This window comes from Streptomyces sp. NPDC096079 (assembly GCF_040303145.1).
Taxonomy (GTDB): domain Bacteria; phylum Actinomycetota; class Actinomycetes; order Streptomycetales; family Streptomycetaceae; genus Streptomyces.
The window spans coordinates 53,155-72,790 of sequence record NZ_JBEOST010000025.1 but is presented as its reverse complement, the minus strand read 5'-3'; the positions used below and the strand labels follow the sequence as shown (position 1 = coordinate 72,790).

Annotated in this window: 17 protein-coding genes and 1 pseudogene; 9 read left to right on the top strand and 9 right to left on the bottom strand. The window is 74.5% G+C overall.

Annotation, left to right across the window (positions count from 1 at the left end):
• Window positions 1-64: 64 nt before the first annotated feature.
• Window positions 65-664 (top strand): annotated as a pseudogene (locus tag ABTY59_RS33010) (DUF6058 family natural product biosynthesis protein); the annotation flags it as partial.
• Between the two features lie 75 nt (window positions 665-739).
• Here the strand turns inward: ABTY59_RS33010 and ABTY59_RS33005 are convergent.
• Both ABTY59_RS33005 and ABTY59_RS33000 read right to left on the bottom strand, forming a co-directional pair.
• The gene (locus ABTY59_RS33005) at window positions 740-3,127 is read right to left on the bottom strand and encodes an ATP-binding cassette domain-containing protein (RefSeq protein ID WP_352022785.1); all 2,388 of its coding nucleotides are present in this window, start codon (window positions 3,125-3,127) and stop codon (window positions 740-742) included.
• Between the two features lie 88 nt (window positions 3,128-3,215).
• On the bottom strand, window positions 3,216-3,461 hold the full coding sequence (locus ABTY59_RS33000; RefSeq protein ID WP_352022784.1) for a DUF5133 domain-containing protein: 246 nt from the start codon (window positions 3,459-3,461) through the stop codon (window positions 3,216-3,218).
• Window positions 3,462-3,604: 143 nt separating this feature from the next.
• On the opposite strand from ABTY59_RS33000, the gene ABTY59_RS32995 reads away from it, so the two are divergent.
• Complete coding sequence (locus ABTY59_RS32995; RefSeq protein WP_352022783.1) at window positions 3,605-4,642, top strand: NAD-dependent epimerase/dehydratase family protein; 1,038 nt, start codon at window positions 3,605-3,607, stop codon at window positions 4,640-4,642.
• A 48-nt stretch (window positions 4,643-4,690) separates the two neighbouring features.
• On the opposite strand, the gene ABTY59_RS32990 is transcribed toward ABTY59_RS32995, so the two are convergent.
• The gene (locus tag ABTY59_RS32990; RefSeq protein WP_352022782.1) at window positions 4,691-5,554 is read right to left on the bottom strand and encodes a glutathione S-transferase C-terminal domain-containing protein; all 864 of its coding nucleotides are present in this window, start codon (window positions 5,552-5,554) and stop codon (window positions 4,691-4,693) included.
• 497 nt (window positions 5,555-6,051) lie between these two features.
• Here ABTY59_RS32990 and ABTY59_RS32985 point away from each other — a divergent pair, with 497 nt between their 5' ends.
• The 4 genes from ABTY59_RS32985 (at window position 6,052) to ABTY59_RS32970 (ending at window position 9,837) form a co-directional block, all read left to right on the top strand.
• A complete protein-coding gene (locus ABTY59_RS32985) occupies window positions 6,052-6,507 on the top strand; it encodes an RrF2 family transcriptional regulator (protein ID WP_352022781.1) in 456 nt (151 codons plus the stop codon).
• A 157-nt stretch (window positions 6,508-6,664) separates the two neighbouring features.
• The gene (locus ABTY59_RS32980; RefSeq protein ID WP_352022780.1) at window positions 6,665-8,014 is read left to right on the top strand and encodes an acyl-CoA dehydrogenase family protein; all 1,350 of its coding nucleotides are present in this window, start codon (window positions 6,665-6,667) and stop codon (window positions 8,012-8,014) included.
• A gap of 140 nt (window positions 8,015-8,154) precedes the next feature.
• Complete coding sequence (locus ABTY59_RS32975; protein WP_352022779.1) at window positions 8,155-9,027, top strand: universal stress protein; 873 nt, start codon at window positions 8,155-8,157, stop codon at window positions 9,025-9,027.
• 138 nt (window positions 9,028-9,165) lie between these two features.
• The gene (locus ABTY59_RS32970; protein ID WP_352022778.1) at window positions 9,166-9,837 is read left to right on the top strand and encodes a CAP domain-containing protein; all 672 of its coding nucleotides are present in this window, start codon (window positions 9,166-9,168) and stop codon (window positions 9,835-9,837) included.
• A 12-nt stretch (window positions 9,838-9,849) separates the two neighbouring features.
• Here ABTY59_RS32970 and ABTY59_RS32965 read toward each other — a convergent pair whose 3' ends face one another.
• The 6 genes from ABTY59_RS32965 to ABTY59_RS32940 all read right to left on the bottom strand — a co-directional run bounded on the left by ABTY59_RS32965 (window position 9,850) and on the right by ABTY59_RS32940 (window position 17,418).
• Window positions 9,850-11,361 (bottom strand): sigma-70 family RNA polymerase sigma factor, encoded by a 1,512-nt coding sequence (locus ABTY59_RS32965; protein WP_352022777.1) that lies wholly within the window; start codon window positions 11,359-11,361, stop codon window positions 9,850-9,852.
• A 125-nt stretch (window positions 11,362-11,486) separates the two neighbouring features.
• On the bottom strand, window positions 11,487-11,780 hold the full coding sequence (locus ABTY59_RS32960; protein ID WP_352022776.1) for a hypothetical protein: 294 nt from the start codon (window positions 11,778-11,780) through the stop codon (window positions 11,487-11,489).
• Between the two features lie 118 nt (window positions 11,781-11,898).
• Window positions 11,899-14,118 carry an NADP-dependent isocitrate dehydrogenase gene (locus ABTY59_RS32955; protein WP_352022775.1) on the bottom strand — a complete coding sequence of 740 codons (2,220 nt, stop codon included), beginning with the start codon at window positions 14,116-14,118 and terminating at the stop codon, window positions 11,899-11,901.
• A gap of 43 nt (window positions 14,119-14,161) precedes the next feature.
• A complete protein-coding gene (locus ABTY59_RS32950) occupies window positions 14,162-15,235 on the bottom strand; it encodes a phosphatase PAP2 family protein (RefSeq protein ID WP_352022774.1) in 1,074 nt (357 codons plus the stop codon).
• A 158-nt stretch (window positions 15,236-15,393) separates the two neighbouring features.
• A complete protein-coding gene (locus ABTY59_RS32945; RefSeq protein WP_352022773.1) occupies window positions 15,394-15,537 on the bottom strand; it encodes a hypothetical protein in 144 nt (47 codons plus the stop codon).
• A gap of 45 nt (window positions 15,538-15,582) precedes the next feature.
• Window positions 15,583-17,418, bottom strand: coding sequence for a glycoside hydrolase family 15 protein (locus ABTY59_RS32940; protein WP_352022772.1), 1,836 nt, complete (start codon window positions 17,416-17,418; stop codon window positions 15,583-15,585).
• A gap of 135 nt (window positions 17,419-17,553) precedes the next feature.
• Between ABTY59_RS32940 and ABTY59_RS32935 the strand changes: the two genes are divergently transcribed.
• The 3 genes from ABTY59_RS32935 (at window position 17,554) to ABTY59_RS32925 (ending at window position 19,634) form a co-directional block, all read left to right on the top strand.
• On the top strand, window positions 17,554-18,336 hold the full coding sequence (locus ABTY59_RS32935) for a glycosyltransferase family 2 protein (RefSeq protein WP_352022771.1): 783 nt from the start codon (window positions 17,554-17,556) through the stop codon (window positions 18,334-18,336).
• Between the two features lie 299 nt (window positions 18,337-18,635).
• Entirely contained in the window at window positions 18,636-18,791 is a 156-nt protein-coding gene (locus tag ABTY59_RS32930; protein ID WP_352022770.1) for a hypothetical protein, read from the top strand.
• Between the two features lie 93 nt (window positions 18,792-18,884).
• A complete protein-coding gene (locus ABTY59_RS32925; protein ID WP_352022769.1) occupies window positions 18,885-19,634 on the top strand; it encodes a glycosyltransferase in 750 nt (249 codons plus the stop codon).
• Window positions 19,635-19,636: the final 2 nt, after the last annotated feature.

Sequence of the window (19,636 nt, the reverse complement as noted above, 5' to 3'; positions counted from 1 at the left end):
GCCCCTAGCCTGCGGGAACACCGTCCGGGACCGGCCCGGACGGCCGTCCCCGAGGAGTGGTGCGATGACGGACACGACACCCGCCGCACGGATCGCCGAGCGGTTCCGCGAGGTGAACGGCGAGCATCCGATGACCGCCGACGACGACGCGTACGTGACCGAGGTGTTCGTCCCGCTGGACACGCTCTGCGCGGCGCTCGGCCGGGACGAGGACGCGGTCCGGCTGCTGATGCTCGCGGGGCTGCTGCCGCTGCCCGGCTATCTGCGGTCGGACGGTGCCGAGATGGTGCCGCGGGACCTGTTCGCGCTCGCCGACGCGGCGGGGGGTGTCGAGGGCCTGCGCGCGTGGTTCACCGGGCACTGGGAGGACGCCGCCCGGGGCGAGGCGGAGTGGGCGGCGTACCTGAGCGGCCAGTACGTCTGTCTGCGGGAGGTGACCCCGGCGAACATCCGCAGGAAGGACGAGCTGACGGCGGAGATCGGCGCGCTGCTCGCCGCGGCCGGGGCCGATCCCTCGCCGGAGTGGCGCGCCGCCCTCCACGCGCGCGTGGACGCGCTCGACGCCCTGGAGCCGGCGTTCACGGCGTACGACCGGCTCCGTTTCGGCGGTCCCACCTCACGGGACACCTGCGTGGACCCCGGGCGCTCTTTCCCCCAGCGCGGGACTGAGCGGCGGCCACTCCCCGGGCGCGGGACCGAGCTGCGGCCCGGGGTGGTGGCGGTCGCCGGCGTGAACGGGTCAGGCGCCGACGTACGCCGCGAGGTGCTCGCCGGTGAGGGTGGAGCGGGCCGCGACGAGGTCGGCGGGCGTGCCCTCGAAGACGATCGCGCCGCCGTCGTGGCCCGCCCCGGGACCGAGGTCGATGATCCAGTCGGCGTGGGCCATGACCGCCTGGTGGTGTTCGACGACGATGACCGACTTGCCCGAGTCCACGAGCCGGTCGAGGAGGCCGAGGAGCTGCTCGACGTCGGCGAGGTGCAGCCCGGTGGTCGGCTCGTCGAGGACGTAGACGCCGCCCTTGTCGGCCATGTGCGTGGCCAGCTTGAGCCGCTGGCGCTCGCCGCCGGAGAGGGTGGTGAGCGGCTGTCCGAGGCTCAGATAGCCGAGCCCGACGTCGGCGAGCCGGGCGAGGACGCGCTGCGCGGCCGGGGTGTGGGCGTCGCCGGAGCCGAAGAACTCCTCCGCCTCGGTCACGGACATGGCGAGGACCTCGCTGATGTCCCGGCCCCCGAGGAGGTATTCGAGGACCGAGGGCTGGAACCGCTTCCCCTCGCAGTCCTCGCAGGTGGAGGAGACTCCGGCCATCATCCCGAGGTCGGTGTAGATGACGCCCGCGCCGTTGCAGGTGGGGCAGGCCCCTTCGGAGTTGGCGCTGAACAGCGCCGGCTTGACGCCGTTGGCCTTGGCGAAGGCCTTGCGGATCGGGTCGAGCAGCCCGGTGTAGGTGGCGGGGTTGCTGCGCCGTGAACCGCGGATCGCGCCCTGGTCGACGGAGATCACCTCCTCGCCGGCGGGGATCGATCCGTGCACGAGCGAGCTCTTGCCGGAGCCGGCGACGCCGGTGACGACGGTCAGCACCCCGAGCGGGATGTCGACGTCGACGTTCCTGAGGTTGTGGGTGGACGCGCCGCGGATCTCCAGGGCGCCGGTGGGCGTGCGCACCGAATCCTTGACGGCGGCCCGGTCGTCGAGGTGGCGGCCGGTGACGGTGCCGGCGGCCCGGAGCCCGTCCACGGTGCCCTCGAAGCAGACCGTGCCGCCCGCCGTTCCGGCGCCGGGGCCGAGGTCGACGACGTGGTCGGCGATCGCGATGGCCTCCGGCTTGTGCTCCACGACGAGCACCGTGTTGCCCTTGTCGCGCAGCTGGAGGAGCAGCTCGTTCATCCGCTGGATGTCGTGCGGGTGCAGGCCGATGGTGGGCTCGTCGAAGACGTACGTGACGTCGGTGAGCGAGGAGCCGAGGTGGCGGATCATCTTGACGCGCTGGGCCTCGCCGCCGGAGAGCGTGCCCGACGGCCGGTCCAGGGAGAGGTAGCCGAGGCCGATCTCCACGAACGAGTCGAGGGTCAGCTGGAGCGCGGTGAGCAGCGGCGCCACCGACGGCTCGTCGAGGCCGCGGACCCAGTCGGCGAGATCGCTGATCTGCATCGCGCAGGCGTCGGCGATGCCGACCCGCTTGATCTTCGAGGCCCTGGCGCCCTCGCTGAGCCGGGTGCCGTCGCAGTCGGGGCAGGTGGTGAACGTGACGGCCCGCTCGACGAACGCGCGGATGTGGGGCTGCATGCCCTCCTTGTCCTTGGCCAGGAAGGACTTCTGGATGCGCGGGATCAGGCCCTCGTAGGTCATGTTGATGCCGGCGATCTTCATCCGTTCCGGCTCGTGGTGGAGGAAGTTCTGCAGTTCCTTCTTGGTGTACCTGCGGATCGGCTTGTCCGGGTCGACGAGGCCGGACTCGGTGTACAGCCGGTAGTTCCAGCCGCCGGGGGTGTAGCCGGGGATGGTGAGCGCGCCCTCGGCGAGCGACTTGGAGTCGTCGTAGAGCTGGGTGAGGTCGATGTCGGAGACCGTGCCCCGGCCCTCGCAGCGCGGACACATGCCGCCGGTGCGCTCGAAGGTCGCCCGCTCGGTCTTCTTGCTCCCGCGCTCGACGGTGATCGCGCCGCTGGCGCGGACCGAGGGGACGTTGAAGGCGTAGGCGCTGGGCGGGCCGATGTGCGGCTTGCCGAGCCTGCTGAAGAGGATCCGCAGCATCGCGTTGGCGTCGGTGGCGGTGCCGACGGTGGAGCGGGGGTCGGCGCCGAGGCGCTGCTGGTCGACGATGATGGCGGTGGTCAGGCCGTCGAGGACGTCGACCTCGGGCCGGGAGAGGGTGGGCATGAAGCCCTGGACGAAGGCGCTGTACGTCTCGTTGATCAGCCGCTGCGACTCGGCGGCGATCGTGTCGAACACGAGGGAGCTCTTGCCCGAGCCGGAGACCCCGGTGAAGACCGTGAGCCGGCGCTTCGGGATCTCGATGCTCACGTCCTTGAGGTTGTTCTCGCGCGCGCCGTGCACACGGATCAGGTCGTGCCGGTCGGCGGCATGAGGTGCCGGCGCCCGCTTGTCCGCCCTCAGGGCCTTGCTCATCGTGTCTCCAGCGCTCGCGCGGTACGTGTCGGTGGTCCTCCGCGCCCGTGGCCGAGCCCGCCGGGCACGTGCGCGAAGGTCATGACCGTCACGCTAGCGGCGGCACGATGGCGACGCTTCTCGATTCCTGATCTCCTCCGGCGCCCACGTACCGCTCGGCGGCGAGGACGGCCTCGCGGGCGGTGCGCTCTCCCATCAGGACGCACAGGGTGTACGCCGTGTCCTCGAAGCGCCGGCGGGCCGACAGGTCGCACGGCCTGTCCAGCACGGTCCGCTCCTGCGCGCGGAAGTGCCGGAGCAGCCGGTCGACGGTGTTCCTGTCGGGCAGCAGCATGGCCGTCCTCCTGTCTCCTGAGTCGCTCCATACTCCCGGCCGCGGGCCACCCCCGCGAACCGTACGGACACGGTGGGTGACCGCACCGGTTCGGGACGGCCGCCGGAGTGCGGTTCCGCCGCCCATGGCGGAGGGTCGGAGACATGAACCCGAGCACGCTTTCGCGCGTCGTCGTCACGGGCGCCACCGGCAACGTGGGCACGAGCCTGGTGCGGGCGCTGTCCCGCGATCCGGACGTCGGCTCGGTCCTGGGTCTCGCGCGCCGCCGGCCCGGCCTGGAGCTTCCCGGGGTGGAGTGGGCCGAGCTGGACCTCTCCCGGGAGGGGGACGCGCCGCGGCTCGCGCAGTACGTGGCGGACGCGGACGCGGTGGTGCACCTGGCGTGGCGGTTCGGGCCGACGCACGACCCGGTGGCGACCTGGGAGACCAACGTCCTGGGCGCGGTCCGGGTCTTCGACGCGGTGGCGGCGGCGCGGGTGCCGGTGCTGGTGCACGCCTCCTCGGTGGGTGCGTACTCCCCCGGTCCCGAGGGCGGTGCGCCGGTGTCCGAGGCGTGGCCGACGCACGGCTGGCCGGGCGCCGCGTACACCCGGGAGAAGGCCTATCTGGAGCGGGTCCTGGACACCTTCGAGCGGGACCATCCACTGACCCGGGTGGTCCGGATGCGTCCGGCGTTCCTGTTCAAGGAGGAGTCGGCCAGCGGGCAGCGGCGGATCTTCGCGGGACGGTTCTTCCCCGGGCAGCTGGTGCGGCCCGATCTGCTGCCGCTGCTGCCGGAGTTCGACGGGCTGCGTTTCCAGGTCCTGCACACCGAGGACGCCGCGGACGCCTACCGGCGGGCGCTCCTGCGGGACGTCCGGGGTGCGTTCAACCTCGCCGCCGAGCCGGTGATCGACGCCGGGGTGCTGGGCGGGCTGCTGAAGGCCCGGCCGGTGAAGGTGCCCGCCGGGGCGGTACGGGGTGCCCTGTCGGCGGCCTGGCGGCTGCGGCTCGTCCCGGCCTCCCCGGGGCTGTTCGAGGCGATGCGGCACCTGCCCCTGCTCGCCACCGAGCGGGCCCGGCGGGAGCTGGGGTGGGAGCCGGCGTCGAGTTCGCTGGAGGCCCTGGAGGCCTTCCTGCGCGGGGTCCGCGCGGGCACGGGCGACGACACGGGCCCTCTCGCGGGGCACCGCATCGGCTGAGCGGCGACCGCGCGGACGACGCCGGGGGTGCGGCGCCGGGCCCGTGCGTCAGCTTCGCGCGGCGGTCCAGTCGACGAGGCGTATCCCGGCGCCCGCGGCCTCGCGGCCCCGGCAGTGGGCGCGGTGGCGGCGCAGGACGGCGTCGATGTCGAGGTGGCGGGCGAAGGCGGGGCGGGCGGCGAGGCGCCGGGCGTAGGCCCAGAGCGCGGGGTGTCCGGCGACCCGGTCCAGGGCGGCGGCGTCGAGGTGCCAGCGGTGGACGGTGTCGAGCTGGACGAGGGTGACGAAGACGTGCACGTCGGCGGCGGTCGGGGCGTCGCCGAGGACGTAGGGCCGGTCGGCGAGCCGGCGTTCCAGGGAGCCGAGGGCGGCGAGCAGCACGGTGAGGGGGTCGTGGTGCGCGGCCTCGCCGTCGAGTCCGAGCTCGCCGGCGTGCTGGGCGGCCCGGTTGACGCTCCGCTCGCAGAGGTCGGCGACGGCGTCCACGGCGTCGCGGTGCTCCTCGGGGAGCAGGTCGGGGCCGTCGCCGCGGAAGCGCAGGGCGAGGTCCCGCAGGATGTCGGGGACGTGGGTGCTGACGATCCGTCCGGTCCATCCGTCGCTGAGCACGGGTGCGGCGGCCGGCCCGGTGTAGAGGTGGGCGCTCGCCTCGTACAGCGGACGGAGCACGGCGTACCCGCCGTCGGGGGTGTCGGGGGTGCCGGGGAGCACGGTGAGCGGGAGGGTGTCGTCGAGTCCGAGCAGGCTGTGGGTGAGGGCGATGCTCAGACACCGGGGGTCGGACGGATCGACGTGGAGGCGGTAGCGGTGCGGGACGGCGTAGTGGCCGCTGCTCGCGTCGCGGCCGATCCGGCCGCGGAAGACGGGCGCGGCGGAGGCGGGCAGGAGCGAGGACGGGACGACGACGGACATGCTTCTCCCTCGGGGGTGCTCGGTGCCGGGTCGGGCGGGCGTGCGGTGGTCCGGGTCACGACGGTGTGACCCGGGCACGCGGGGCCCTGAGGCGGCAGGGGTACGGGAAGAGAAGACGGGCGGACCACGGCGGGCGCCCGGGGCCGGGCCTGGGGGTCAGGCCCGAGCGGACGGGGGCGCGTCCGGGCGGGAACGGCGACTCGCGGCGCTGCAGACCCGCAGCAGGTCGATGTGCCGGCGGGACGTGAGGGGCAGCGAGCGCGGGAGGGGCGCGGCGGGTGAGGTGTCCCTCCGGCCGGTGCGTCCCATGGTTCCCTACCTGTTCGCTCGGTTTCCCGTCCCTGAGTGTCCGGCGGGTCACGGGCGCCGTCAAGGGTGCGGTACGGCTCGTCCCGAGGACGTCGTACGGCTCGTCCCTCGGGGCGCCGTGCGGCTCGCTCCCGGTCGCGCGGTCCGGTCGCGCGGATCCGGTCGGGCCCGTGCGGAATAATGCGCGCATGCGCATTTCAGCCAGGGCCGACTACGCGGTGCGGGCCGCCCTCCAGCTCGCGGCGGCCGAGGACGCGGGGCCGCTGAAGGCCGAGGCCATCGCGGCGGACCAGGACATCTCGCACAAGTTCCTGGAGGGCATCCTCGGCGACATGCGCAGGGGCGGCCTGGTGCAGAGCCAGCGCGGCGGCAACGGCGGGTACTGGCTGGCGCGTCCGGCCGGGACGATCTCGGTCGCGGACGTCATCCGCTGCGTGGAAGGCCCCCTGGTCTCGGTGCGCGGGGAGCGCCCGCCGGATCTGTCGTACACGGGGCCCGCCGAGTCGCTGCTCACGCTCTGGATCGCGCTGCGGGCGAGCGTCCGGGGTGTCCTGGGCGTGTCCCTCGCGGAGCTCGCCGCGGCGCAGCTCCCGGCGGAGATCGTCGCGCTCGCGGACGACCCGGAGGCGTGGACCAACCCCTGACCGGAGGGGCAACACCCCGCCGCCTGCGCGAACCTGACGCCATCTCGCCGGTCGGTACGACCTTGTCCAGCCCGTGGACGCCCCTTGGGGCCGCCGGGTCGCCTCTGCCAGTATCCCTACTATTCCAGTGGGGATACTAGGGATCGGGTGAGGTGACGTGAGTACGCCGAGGAGATCGACGAAGAGAACCGCGATACGCACCGCCTCCGCGCGGGCCGGCCGACCCGTCGACCGGCCCGCGGACGACGAGATCTGGCCCCGCGTCACCCGCGAGCTGGCCGATGACCTCGCCGTCGACGCCCTCGCCCGGGACCGGGCCGGAAAGGCCCCCTTCGACGAGGTCGCGCGGCTCCAGGAGGCCGGGCTGCCCGCCCTCCTCACGGCACCGGGACCGACCCGCCGGGGCGCGGACTGGCGGGCCGCCTGCGCGGTGGTGCGGGAGATCTCCGCCGCCGACAGCTCGGTGGGCGAACTCCTCGCCCATCACTACGCGCTGTCCTGGAGCAGCAGCTTCTTCGGCCTCGCCGGCCAGGGCGCCGACGACGACTCCGTCCCCGCTCCCTCCCTCGGCGTCCGTGCGGCGGAGGAGCGCTGGCTGCTCGCCGGCGGCGTCGAACCGCCCCGCGCCGGCTCCGGGCCCGGCCTGGTGCTCACGCCCGCCGACGGCCCCGGCGGCGGCTGGATCCTCGACGGACGCCGCGCCTTCGCCTCCGGGGTCACGGTCGCCGACCGGCTCGTCGTCGGCGCCCGCCCCGGCGGCACCGGCGACCTGCTCGTCGTCCTCGTGGACCCGGCCCACCCGGGGGTCTTCACGGACGCCGGCCCCGAGCGGGTCGGTCAGCGTCTGGCCGGAGCCGGCACCGTCGCCTTCGAGCGCGTCCCGGTGGAGCCCGGGCAGGTCCTGGGAGTCCTCCCGCACGACGAGCACACCGTCGCGCCGTTCAGCACGCTCGCCCCACTCGCCCTGCGCCTGCTCCTCGTCCAGGTGGGGCTCGGCATCGCCGAGGGCGCCCTCGCCGAGGCCCGGGACATCAGCCGCGCCGGTCAGGCGGGCCCCGTCCGCGGCGACCACGCGGGAGGGCCGTCGGTCACGGACGGCGCCGCGCCGGCGGTCACGGGCGACGACCCGTACCTCCTCCTCGCCTACGGGGAACTGGCGACCGCCGCGCACGCCGCCGCCGCCGTGGTGGAGCGGGCCACGGACGCGCTCGTCCGGGGGCTGCGGGCCGAGTGGTCGCTCGGTCTGGAGGAGCGCGCCGACATCGCCGTCCTCGTGGCGGCGGCCGAGACCGTCACCGGCCGGGCGGCCGTCCACATCACCACCCGCGTCCTCGAACTCGTCGACGGCACGGCGGGCGACGACGCCCGGGGCGGCGGGCCGGGCTTCGACCGCTTCTGGCGCAACGCCCGCGCGCTGACCGCGCCCACGCAGGCGGCCCACCGGCTCCGGGACATCGGGGACCACTACCTCAACGGCACCCACGCCCGGCTCACGCTGCAGGCCTGAGGCCCCGCCCGGGGAACGGGCCGGAAGAACCGGCATGTCGGGACGTCCGGCCCTCTCGTCGAGCGGCCGTTGGGCCCAAGCTGGAGGGAGGAGGGCCGGCCGTCCGGCGGGCCCGTCACCGCACCGACGGAGGCAGCCTGATGAGTCGTGAGATCGTCGCAGGAGTGGACGGTTCCCCGGAGAGCCTCGCCGCGGCCGACTGGGCCGCGCGCGAGGCCCTGAACCGAGGCCTCCCGCTACGGCTCGCGCACGCGTGGCGCTGGGAACCGCTCGACCTCCCCCTCGTCCAGGACCCCGAGGAGCAGCAGCGCACGGCGTACGCCGTGGTGCGCGAGGCCGAGGCCACCATCGCCGAGCGCCATCCCGGTCTCGCGCTCACGGCCGAGGTGCTCCCCGACACCCCGGTCGCCGCGCTGCTCGGCACCGAGGAGCGGGCCGAGATGCTCGTCATCGGGTCGCGCGGCCACGGCGCCGTCGCCGGCTTCCTGCTCGGCTCGTACGGCCAGCAGATCATCGCCGGAGCCACCCGCCCCGTCGTCGCCGTGCGCTCCCGCGACGGCGAGGGGGCCGAACCGCCCGCCGGGTACGTGCTCGTGGGTCAGCACGGCAGCCCGGAGGACAGCGCCGCCGCGCTCGGCTTCGCCTTCGGGACCGCCGCCGCGCGCGGGGCCTCGGTGCGGGCCGTGCGCGCGTGGAGCCTGCCGCCGCTCTACGCCTACAGCCCGGCCTCGATGCGGCTCGCGGACGAGGCCGGCGGGCTCGTCCCGTACGAGGAGAAGGCGCTGCGCGAGGCGCTCGCGCCGTGGCGCGAGCGCTACCCCGACGTGCCGGTCGGCGAGCACGTCGAGCTGGGCAGCGCGGGTCAGGTGCTGCTCTCGGTCTCGGGCGGGGCCCAGCTCCTGGTGGTCGGCCGCAGGGCCCGGCGCGGGGCCGTCGGACCGCGGATCGGTTCCGTCGCGCACGCGGCGCTGCACCTCGCGCCCTGCCCGGTGGCGGTGATCCCCCAGGACTGAAAGGCTCGGACACGGGTTGACGCGCCGTGTTGACGAGGAGTGTCGGGACGGCGGAGCCCGGACAGTCTTACCGCCGTCGCCCCGGTGGCTCTCCCAGCGCCGGACCGTCCGGCGACCTCGGCGAGAGAGCGGAGCTCCATGCGGCACCACGACCGTCCCGGCCACTCCCCGGCGCCCCAGGGCCCGGCACACCCCGACCCGCTCGCGCCTCCCCCACCGGGGGCGGGCGGACGGCACCGCAGAGCGGGCGGGGCGGGGTGGCGGGGCCCGCACCGTCCCTCGTTCCGCACCGCCGTCCTGCTGGCCGGATCCGCGGCGGCGGTGCTCACGGTGGTCACCGGGATGTACGTGGCCACCCCCGCCACCGGCACCACGCGGGGCGCGACGCCGGCAGCGGCACCGGGCCGGGCCGCCGCGGGCAAGGCCGCGGGGTTCGTCCGGGACGTCGTCGAGCTGGCCAACGCGGAGCGGGAGAAGGCGGGTTGCGTCCCGCTCCGCTCCGAGGGACACCTGCGGGCGGCCGCCCAGGGACACGCCGACGACATGGCCGCCCGCGACTACTACGAGCACCACAGCCCGGACGGCCGGGACGCGGGCGACCGGATCAGCGGCGCCGGGTACGCGTGGTCGACCTGGGGGGAGAACATCCACCGGGGGCCGAGGACGCCGGAGCGGGCGATGGAGGACTGGATGAACTCCCCCGGCCACCGGGCGAACATCCTGAACTGTGCGTTCAGGGACATCGGCGTGGGCGTGACGCTCGCCGCCAACGGTCCCTGGTGGGTGCAGGACTTCGGCGCCCGACGCTGAGGGCCCCGGGGGTCAGGAGGCGGGGGCGGCCAGCTTCTGCACCCAGAGCCGGCCGTCGGGACCGGGCACCGACGCCACGCCGGTGTCCCGGTACCGGCAGTCCAGCATGTTCTCCTCGTGCATCGCCCCGTCCCGCCAGTCCTCGACGACGGTCTCCGGGTCGGCCGCGCCCCGTGCCAGGTTCTCGGCCCAGGCGCTCCAGTCGTATCCGGCGGCGGTGATCCGCGCGTCGGCGAAGTCGCCCTCGGGGCTGCTGTGCCCGTAGTAGCCCCGCGCGGCCATGTCCCGGGCGTAGGTGCGGGCCGCCGCGACGAGCCGGGGATCGGTGCGCAGCGGAGCGCATCCGGCCGCCTCCCGGAGCCGGTTGACGAGCGCGGTGACCCGCTCGCCCGGGTCCGCGGCGGGCGTCGGGCGCGGGGTGTGCCGGGGTGTCGGCGCGGCGGTCGTCGGCGCGGTGGCGGCGACGGTGACGGCCGGGGTCGGGGAGGCGGTGGCCGGTGCGGTCGTCACCGGGGGCGCGGCGACGGGCCGGTCGGGCCTGACCCGTGCCTCCGGGTGCGACGGTACGAGGAGGGCGGCCCCGCCCAGGACGGCGACGGCCGCGACCCCGGCGACGGACGCGCGCCGCAGCGGGGTCCACCGCCCTCCGTCGCCCGCCCCGGGGCGCGGCGCGTCGCCGGGCGGGGACGCCGGGTGCGGGGAGACGTGCGCGGTGGGCTCGACGGCCGGTCCCCCGGTGACCGGGGCGGCGACCACGAGGGGCGGGACGAGGCCGATGCCGACGAGGAGGCCCTCGACGGGGGCGAGGCCGCGGCGGCCGGACGCGCGGGAGGCGCAGTCGGCGCAGGCGCGCAGATGGCGGGCGATCCGCTTGCGCCAGAGCGGGGAGGGCCGGCCGTCCCAGGTCGCGACGGTCTCCGTCAGCGCGGGGCACGGCGGGAGGGCGTCCAGGGCACGGACCACGGAGCGGCCGGTGTCCAGGCGTTCCTTCATGCGCTGGACGCGGACGGCGGCGTGCTGCGGGGTGACGCCGAGGCCTTCGGCGAGCTCGGCGCGGGTGAGTTCGCCCGCTGCTTCCAGCCACCACAGGGCGAGGAGTTCGGCGTCGTCCTCGTCGAGCCAGCGCGTGGCGCGGGCCACGTCGCGGCGCTGCCCGGAGAGGCCGAGGCGGAGGATGGTGAGTTCGGTGAAGTCGCCGGCCGGGTCGGCGAGGTCCGCGGCCCGGTCGAGGCCGGGCAGGGGCGCCCGGCGGTGTTCGTGCCAGCGGCGGCGTATCCCGTTCATGGCGATGGCGACGAGCCAGGACCGGAAGCGGGAGGCGTCGCGGAGGCCGGTGAGGCCGTCGAGGGCGCGGACCATCGTCTCCTGGACGATGTCGTCCGTGTCGGCGTGGCCGTCGAGGGCCCGGCCGACGATGTTGTGGACGAGCGGGAGGTGGTCGCGGACCAGCGCTTCCCTGGCGTCGGCGTCACCCGCCCTGGCCGCCTCCACAAGCGCGGTGGTGCGTCGCTCGTCGCTGTGCATGGGTCTGCTCCCTCATCCCTGGTCCGAGTCCCCCGCATCGGGAGACCCGTGGGCACGGGAGGGATAACAGTTTCTCGCGGGTTCTGTCGAGCGGGCCGGACCCGACGCGAACGGTCGGACAGGCCCTAGACGGGTGGCGCCGTCGGCAGGGTGGGGACCGTGGCCCCGTTGCCCTCCCGGACGGCGGCCACGACGGCGTCGTGCAGGTCGCGGCTCTCCTCCTCCGATCCACACGGAACGGGACTGCCCGACATGGTGAACCAGTCGGATGCGCCGCTGTACTGCACGGCCACGCGTGCCTCGCGCTCGGCGAACGTCGTGTGCACGGTCAGATCGCCCGTGACGACGCCCGCCTCGTCGGTCAGCACCCCACCTCGCCCGGTGTAGACACCGGCGGTCGTCCAAGATGCCCAGCTCATCCATCCAGGTTCACACCCGGACGTGAGATGCGCCACTGACGGGACCGCCCCGGTCGGAGGGATTCCGGCCGGGGCGGTACGGGTCGCGTGCCGCCGCGGACGACGGCCGCGCGCCGGATCAGGCGAGGGACGCGACGGCCTCGTTGAACGTGGCGGACGGGCGCATCACGGCCGCGGCCTTGGCCGGGTCGGGCTGGTAGTAGCCGCCGATCTCGGCCGGGGAGCCCTGGACCGCGTTGAGCTCGTCGACGATCTTCTGCTCGTTCGCGGTGAGGGTCTCCGCGAACGGAGCGAAGGCCTTGGCCAGCTCCGCGTCCTCGGTCTGGGCGGCCAGCTCCTGGGCCCAGTAGAGGGCCAGGTAGAAGTGGCTGCCGCGGTTGTCGATGCCACCGAGGCGACGGGTCGGCGACTTGTCCTCGTTGAGGAAGGTGCCGGTGGCGCGGTCGAGGGTGTCGGCGAGGACCTGGGCGCGGGCGTTGCCCGTGCTGGTCGCGAGGTGCTCGAAGGACGCGGCCAGGGCGAAGAACTCGCCGAGGCTGTCCCAGCGGAGGTAGTTCTCCTTGACGAGCTGCTGGACGTGCTTCGGGGCGGAGCCGCCGGCGCCGGTCTCGAAGAGGCCGCCGCCCGCCATCAGCGGGACGACCGACAGCATCTTGGCGCTGGTGCCCAGCTCCAGGATCGGGAAGAGGTCGGTCAGGTAGTCACGGAGGACGTTGCCGGTGACCGAGATGGTGTCCTCGCCGCGGCGGATGCGCTCCAGGGAGAACTTCGTGGCCTCGACCGGGGACAGGATCTTGATGTCCAGGCCCTCGGTGTCGTGCTCCGGCAGGTACTGCTCGACCTTGGCGATGAGCCGCGCGTCGTGGGCGCGGTTCTCGTCCAGCCAGAAGACGGCCGGGGCGCCGGTGGCGCGGGCGCGGGTGACGGCGAGCTTGACCCAGTCCTGGATGGGCAGGTCCTTGGTCTGGCAGGCACGGAAGATGTCGCCCTCGGCGACCTCCTGCTCCAGGACGACGGCGCCCTCGGAGTCGACCAGGCGGACGGTGCCGGCCTGGGCCATCTCGAAGGTCTTGTCGTGGGAGCCGTACTCCTCGGCCTTCTGCGCCATGAGGCCGACGTTCGGGACGGAGCCCATGGTCGACGGGTCGAAGGCGCCGTGGGCGCGGCAGTCCTCGATGACCGCCTGGTACACGCCGGAGTAGCTGTGGTCCGGGAGGACGGCGAGGGTGTCGGCCTCCTGGCCGTCCGGGCCCCACATGTGGCCGGAGGTGCGGATCATGGCCGGCATCGAGGCGTCGACGATGACGTCGGACGGCACGTGCAGGTTGGTGATGCCCTTGTCGGAGTCGACCATCGCGAGGGCGGGACCCTCGGCGAGCTCGGCGTCGAAGGAGGCCTTGATCTCGGCGCCGTTCGGGAGGGCGTCGAGGCCGCCGAGGACCGTGCCGAGGCCGTCGTTCGGGGAGAGACCGGCGGCGGCGAGGGCCTCGCCGTACTTCGCGAAGGTGTTCGGGAAGAAGGCGCGCACGACGTGACCGAAGACGATCGGGTCGGAGACCTTCATCATCGTGGCCTTGAGGTGCACGGAGAAGAGCACGCCCTCGGCCTTGGCGCGGGTGACCTGCTCGCCGAGGAACGTGCGCAGGGCGGCGGCGCGCATGACGGCGGCGTCGACGACCTCGCCGGCGATGACCTTCAGCGGCGCACGGAGCTCGCTGACGGTGCCGTCGGCGGCGGTGAACTCGAAGCGGAGGGTGTCGTCCTTCGCGATGACGACGGACTTCTCCGTGGAGGCGAAGTCGTTCTCGCCCATCGTGGCGACGTTCGTCTTGGACTCGGGGGTCCAGGCGCCCATGCGGTGCGGGTGGGTCTTGGCGTAGTTCTTGACCGAGCCCGGCGCGCGGCGGTCGGAGTTGCCCTCGCGCAGGACCGGGTTGACGGCCGAGCCCTTGATCTTGTCGTAACGGGCGCGGACGTCCTTGTCCTGGTCCGTCTTCGGGTCGTCCGGGTAGTCCGGGAGGGCGTAGCCCTGCGCCTGGAGCTCGGCGATCGCGGCCTTGAGCTGCGGGATCGAAGCCGAGACGTTCGGCAGCTTGATGATGTTGGCGCCGGGCGTCTTGGCCAGGGCACCGAGCTCGGAGAGGGCGTCGGCGATGCGCTGGCCCTCCTCCAGGAACTCGGGGAAGACGGCGATGATGCGGCCCGCGAGGGAGATGTCACGCGTCTCGACCGTGACGCCGGCCTGCGAGGCATACGCCTGGATCACGGGCAGGAACGAGTACGTCGCCAGGGCAGGCGCCTCGTCAGTGTGGGTGTAGATGATGGTCGAGTCAGTCACCAGGTGCTCCGCTCCACGTCTGCGTATGCGAGATTGCTCGACATCAAGATATCTCGTGATCGCGGTCCTCGGTAAAGGGCCCCATGAGCTCGCCGTCCCCGGGGACTCCCGCGGCCTCGACGAAGGGCCCGCCGAGCCGGTACGGGGTGGGGCCGCCGTCCACGTCGACGCGGCGGAGCAGGGCGAGCAGGATCAGTCCGGCGGCGGCGACGACTCCGGCGGCGAGGGCCTGGCCGCAGCGGTGGGCGAGCCGGAGCTCGACCGGGTCGTACGGGGCGGTCGCGGGCAGCGCGAGGGTGCCGCCGAGCAGCCAGAGCCCGGCGCCGAGGCCGGCCAGGGCGAGGACGGCGAGCGGGACGGTCGCGGGGAGGCCCGGCAGGGCGGGTCCGCGGCGCGGGCCGGGGCGGACCTTGCCCCTGCGGGCGATCACGGCGAGGACGCCCGTGGTCACGGCGAGGGCGACGAGGGCGGCGGCGATGACGTCGCCGGGCCGGTGCTGCCCGGTCGCGATGGTGTACGCGCCGACGGCGGCGGCCCAGAGGGTGGCGGCGCCGACGGCGAGGGCCCGTGACCGGTAGGGGACGACGAGGACCAGGCCGAGGGCGATGCCGAGGGCCAGGGTGGTCTGGACGCTGGGGAAGCCGCTCGGGACGAGGGCGCCCGCGGTGTCGACGAGCCGGGGGCGGGGTGCGTAGCGCTGGAGGAGTCCGGTGACGGCGAGGGCGGTGACGACCCCTCCGGCGGCGGCGCCGGTGAGGGCGTACCGCTTGCGTATCAGGCCGACGGCGAGGAGGGCGACGCCGCCGAGGACCAGGGAGAGGGTGGTGAGCCCGGCGAGCGAGGGGTGTTCCCGGAGCACCGTGACGGCGGCGGGGTCGGCGCGGCGGCCGGTGACGGCGGCGTCGCCCCAGCGGCGGCCGGTCGCGGTGAGGACGAGTCCCGCGTAGACGACCGTGAGGACGAGGACGGCCCCGAGGCAGGCACGGCGGGTGCGGGTGCGGACCCGGGTGCTGAACGAGCCGGCGGCTTCGCCGGCCACGGCGGCGTACCACCAGGTGTCACGGGTCTTCGGCGGCCTCGGGGAGCCGCCGGCGCGGAGCCTGTCGTAGGAAGCCATGCCCCGATTCGAACCCACGCGCGGCCGTGGCGCCCGCTGGAGGCACCCGAACGACACGCCGGGCGGCGGGGCCCGGCCGGCCGGGCCCGGGCCGGGGCCCCGCCGGGCCGTGTGACGCCCGCGGGGTGCGGGCGGCCCGGCGCGGTTCCCGCCGCGCCTCAGCCGTCCTGGCGCGGGCGCTGGGACAGGGACAGGACGACGCGTCCGACGAGGAGCAGGCCCGGGGCGATCCCCGGGAACGCGGAACTCGCGCCGCGGGCGGCGAGCAGCACGGCGCTCGGGATCGCGAGATACCAGGACACGGTTCCCCCCCCGCCTCTCCGGCACGCCGCCGGAGGACGCGGCGATCATGCCACGGCGAGGTGCCGCGCGCGCTCGCGGCGGCGGGTGCCGTACAGGGTGAACGCCGTGTTCACGAGGGCGACATGACTGAGCGCCTGGGGCATGTTGCCGAGCTGGCGGCCGGCCACCGGGTCCCACTCCTCGGCGAGCAGCCCGACGTCGTTGCGGACGTCGAGGAGCCGCTCGAAGACGGTCCGGGCCTCGTCGGCGCGGCCGGTCATGGCGAGGGCGTCGGCGTACCAGAACGTGCAGGCGACGAAGCTGCCCTCGGTGCCGCCGAGGTCGTCGAGCTCGTGTGTGCCGCCGTCGCGGACGTCGCCGTACCGCCGCAGGAAGCCGTGGTCCGTGAGCCGGTCCATGGCCCGGACCGTGCCGAGGACGCGCGGGTCGGCGGCCGGGAGGAAGCCGAGCCGGGGGATCAGCAGGGCCGTGGCGTCGACCTGCCGGCTCCCGTAGTACTGGGTGAAGGAGCCCTGTTCCTCGCTCCACCCCCGGGCGCAGATCTCCGCGTGCAGTTCGGCGCGGAGCGCCTGCCAGCGGGCGAGCGAGCCGCGCAGTCCGGCGACGCGGGCGAGGCGGACGGCCCGGTCGGCGGCGACCCAGGCCATGACCTTGGAGTGGACGAAGTGGCGGCGCGGGCCCCGGACTTCCCAGATCCCCTCGTCGGGCTCCCGCCAGCGCTCGCCGAGGTACTCCAGGAGCGAGGCCACCAGCGCCCAGGCCGCGGGATCGAGGGAGACGCCGGCGCGCACGGCCGAGTAGACGGTGCTGAGCACCTCGCCGTAGACGTCGAGCTGGAACTGGCCGACGGCCGCGTTGCCGAATCTGACGGGACGTGAGTTCTCGTAGCCGGGCAGCCAGTCGGCGTTCGTCTCGGGGAGCCGTCGCTGGCCCTCGACCCCGTACAGCGGCTGGAGGTCGGCGGGGTCGCCCGCGACGGCGCGCAGCAGCCAGTCCGTCCAGGCCTGCGCCTCCCTGCGGTATCCGCCGCGGAGCAGACAGGAGAGGGTGAAGGTGGAGTCGCGCAGCCAGCAGAAGCGGTAGTCCCAGTTGCGGCCGCCGCCGATGGCCTCGGGGAGGGAGGTGGTGGCGGCGGCGACGATGCCGCCGGAGGGGGCGTAGGTGAGGGCCTTGAGGGTGAGGAGCGAGCGGATCACGGCCGGGCGTTCGGGTCCTTCGTAGCGGAGGGTGGCGGCCCAGTCGCTCCAGAAGGCGAGGGTGCGGTCGAGGGCGGCGGCGAGGTCGGCGGGTGACGCGGGCGGCGGGGCGGGGGCGTGCGAGGGGCTCCAGCCGAGGACGAAGGCGACCCGCAGGCCGGCCGTGACGGTGAACTCGCAGCTCGTGCGGTCCGGGGTGACGTCCAGTTCGACGCCGGGCCCGCAGGAGAGGTGGGCGGCGTCGGGTCCGGCGACGGAGACGACGGTGCGCCGGTCCGTCGAGCGGGTCCAGGGGACGATGCTGCCGTGGTGGAAGCGGACCCTCAACTCCCCCCGGACGGCGACCCGTCCGGCGATCCCCTCGACGACGCGGACGATCCTCGGACCGCTCTCGCCCGGGCGGCGCGGCGGCATGAAGTCGGTGACCCGGACGCTGCCGGAGAGGGTCTCCCACAGGGTGTCGAGGACGAGCGTGTCGCCCCGGTAACTCCTGCGCGCACAGCGCCCCTTGCCGACTGGGGCGAGGATCCAGCGGCCGTGGTCCCGGTCCCCGAGGAGGGCGGCCAGACAGGCGGGCGAGTCGAAGCGGGGCGCGCACCACCAGTCGACGGACCCGTCGGTCCCCACGAGCGCGGCGGTCTCCAGGTCACCGACGAGGGCGTAGTCCTCAATTCGCCCTGCCATGACGGGATTGTATTCCCGTCGGAGCGCGCGCGCAGAAGTCGACGGAAAGGACGGCCTTCATCCCTTCACGGACGACCGCATATTCTTCCGCAATTCTTGACGTCATCACCCCGGGCGCAGGATTCTGAACGGACGATGAGCAGCGATTCGCACCCCCTGCGGCGGTCGACCGACCGGACGCCCCGTTCCGGCACCCGGACGGTGACCCTCGTCCTGACCGTCCGCCCCGGTGACGGGCAACCGGGAGCGGCGCTCGGCCTTCTCCTCGACCAGGTGCCGGCGAGCGTGCGGGAGGTCGTGCTGATCGGCGGCCCCGCCGGGCGGGGCGCCGCCCGCGAGGGGATCGACGTGCGGCGGCTCGGGGACTGGGACTTCACGCGGGGCGACATCCCGCACGCGGCACTGCTCGCGGCGACCGGGGACCTGGTGGTCCTGATGAACGCCGACGGGAGCATGTCACCGCACGAGATCCCGCATTACCTGCATTACCTGGAAAGCGGTTACGACTTCGTGAAGGGCTCGCGTTTCATCGCGGGCGGCGATTACGCCGACTATCCGCTGTCGCGGCGCCTCGGGCACCGCGCCCTGCTGCGGGTCGCCCGCCGTCTCTACGGTCAGCACCTCACGGATCTCTGGTACGGATTCTGCGCGTTCCGGCGGCCCTTCGTGGACCTGCTCGACCTGCGGGAGGACGGCGTCGAGCTCGGTGCCGAACTCGTCACGCACGCGCTGCACTACGGGCTGCGCGTGGCCGAGGTGCCGAGCCTCGAACTGCCGCGCCGTCACGGCCCGCCACACCCCCGCACGGTCCGCGACGGCGCCCGCATCCTCGGCACGCTCCTCCACGAGCGGCCGCACAACGCCCTCTCGCGCCTCGCGCACGGCCCCTTCCGCGGTTCCCGCACCCCTTCCGGTTGACGAACCCAGTCAAAGGGTGCTAACGGTAGGAGAAGCAACATTTCAGGACAAACCAGACCCTGAGCGCACACCCTCGGCAGGGTCGGTTGACGGAAGAGGCTCGTCGTGACCTCACATCCCCTCAGCCGAACGCCGGTGGCACCCGTTCCGCACCCGTTGCGACGCGTGACCGACTGGCCCCTCGCCGCTGCCCGGCGCCGCTCGCTCTGCCGTCCCCCGCAGCCCCCGACCGCCCACCCGGCCCGCCGGGCCTCCGACCGGATCGGCCTCGGCACCGCCCCGCCGCCCCGGAGCCGGGCGTGCAGGCCGCGCGGCACCCCGCGCCGGCGGCGGGCCCGTACGACCCACACGCGCACCGCGCGCCGAGGGCGCGGCTCGGGCCGATCGTCCGGCTCGTCCTGTTCACCCGGTTCACCCGGTTCACCCGGTTCACCAGGCTCGTCCGGCGCGGCTGACGGGAGCGCCCGCCGCACCCCGGTGCCCGCCCTGACCCCCCGCGCGACCGTGCGCCCCGCGCGCCGCGCCTTCCCCCGAGGAGGCGAGGCGTGATGGCCGCCGCACGCACCCACGCACCGCTCCCCCGCCGGCTCGTCCGCCCGCCGGTGGAACTGGAACTCCTGATCCCCGCGTTCAACGAGCGGCGCCGGCTGCCGTCCACCGTGGCCGCCACCGTCGACTACCTGACGACGAGGCCCTGGTCGTCGGCGGTCGTCGTCGTCGACAACAACAGCGCCGACGGCACGCTCGACGTCCTCCGGCGCTTCGCCGACTCCCCCGTACCCGTCCATGCCATCGGCTGCAGCGACCAGGGCAAGGGCGCGGCGGTGCGGCGCGGGATCGAGACCTCGTCGGCCCGGTTCGTCGGCTTCGCCGACGCCGACAACGCCACCCCCGTCGACACCCTGGACCGGGTCATGCGACTGCTCCGGGCCGGCCACGGCGCCGTCATCGCCTCCCGCCACGCGCCCGGCGCGCACCTCGACGTGGAACAGCCGTTCCTGCGGCGCGGCGGCGGCCTGCTCTTCCGGACGCTCGCGCACCTGTCGCTGCCCGGAGTGGCCGACACCCAGTGCGGCTTCAAGTTCTTCCCCGGCCCGCTGGCCCGGGCCGTCGTGCGGGACTGCCGCATCGACGGCTTCGCCTTCGACGTCGAACTGCTCGCCCGGGTCGTACGGGCCGGGCGGGACGTCGTGGAGGTGCCGGTGGTCTGGCACGACGTGCCCGGCTCGACGTTCTCGGCACGGCGCGACGGACTGCGCTCGATGGCCGACCTGCTGCGGATCTCGCTGGCCCGGTGATC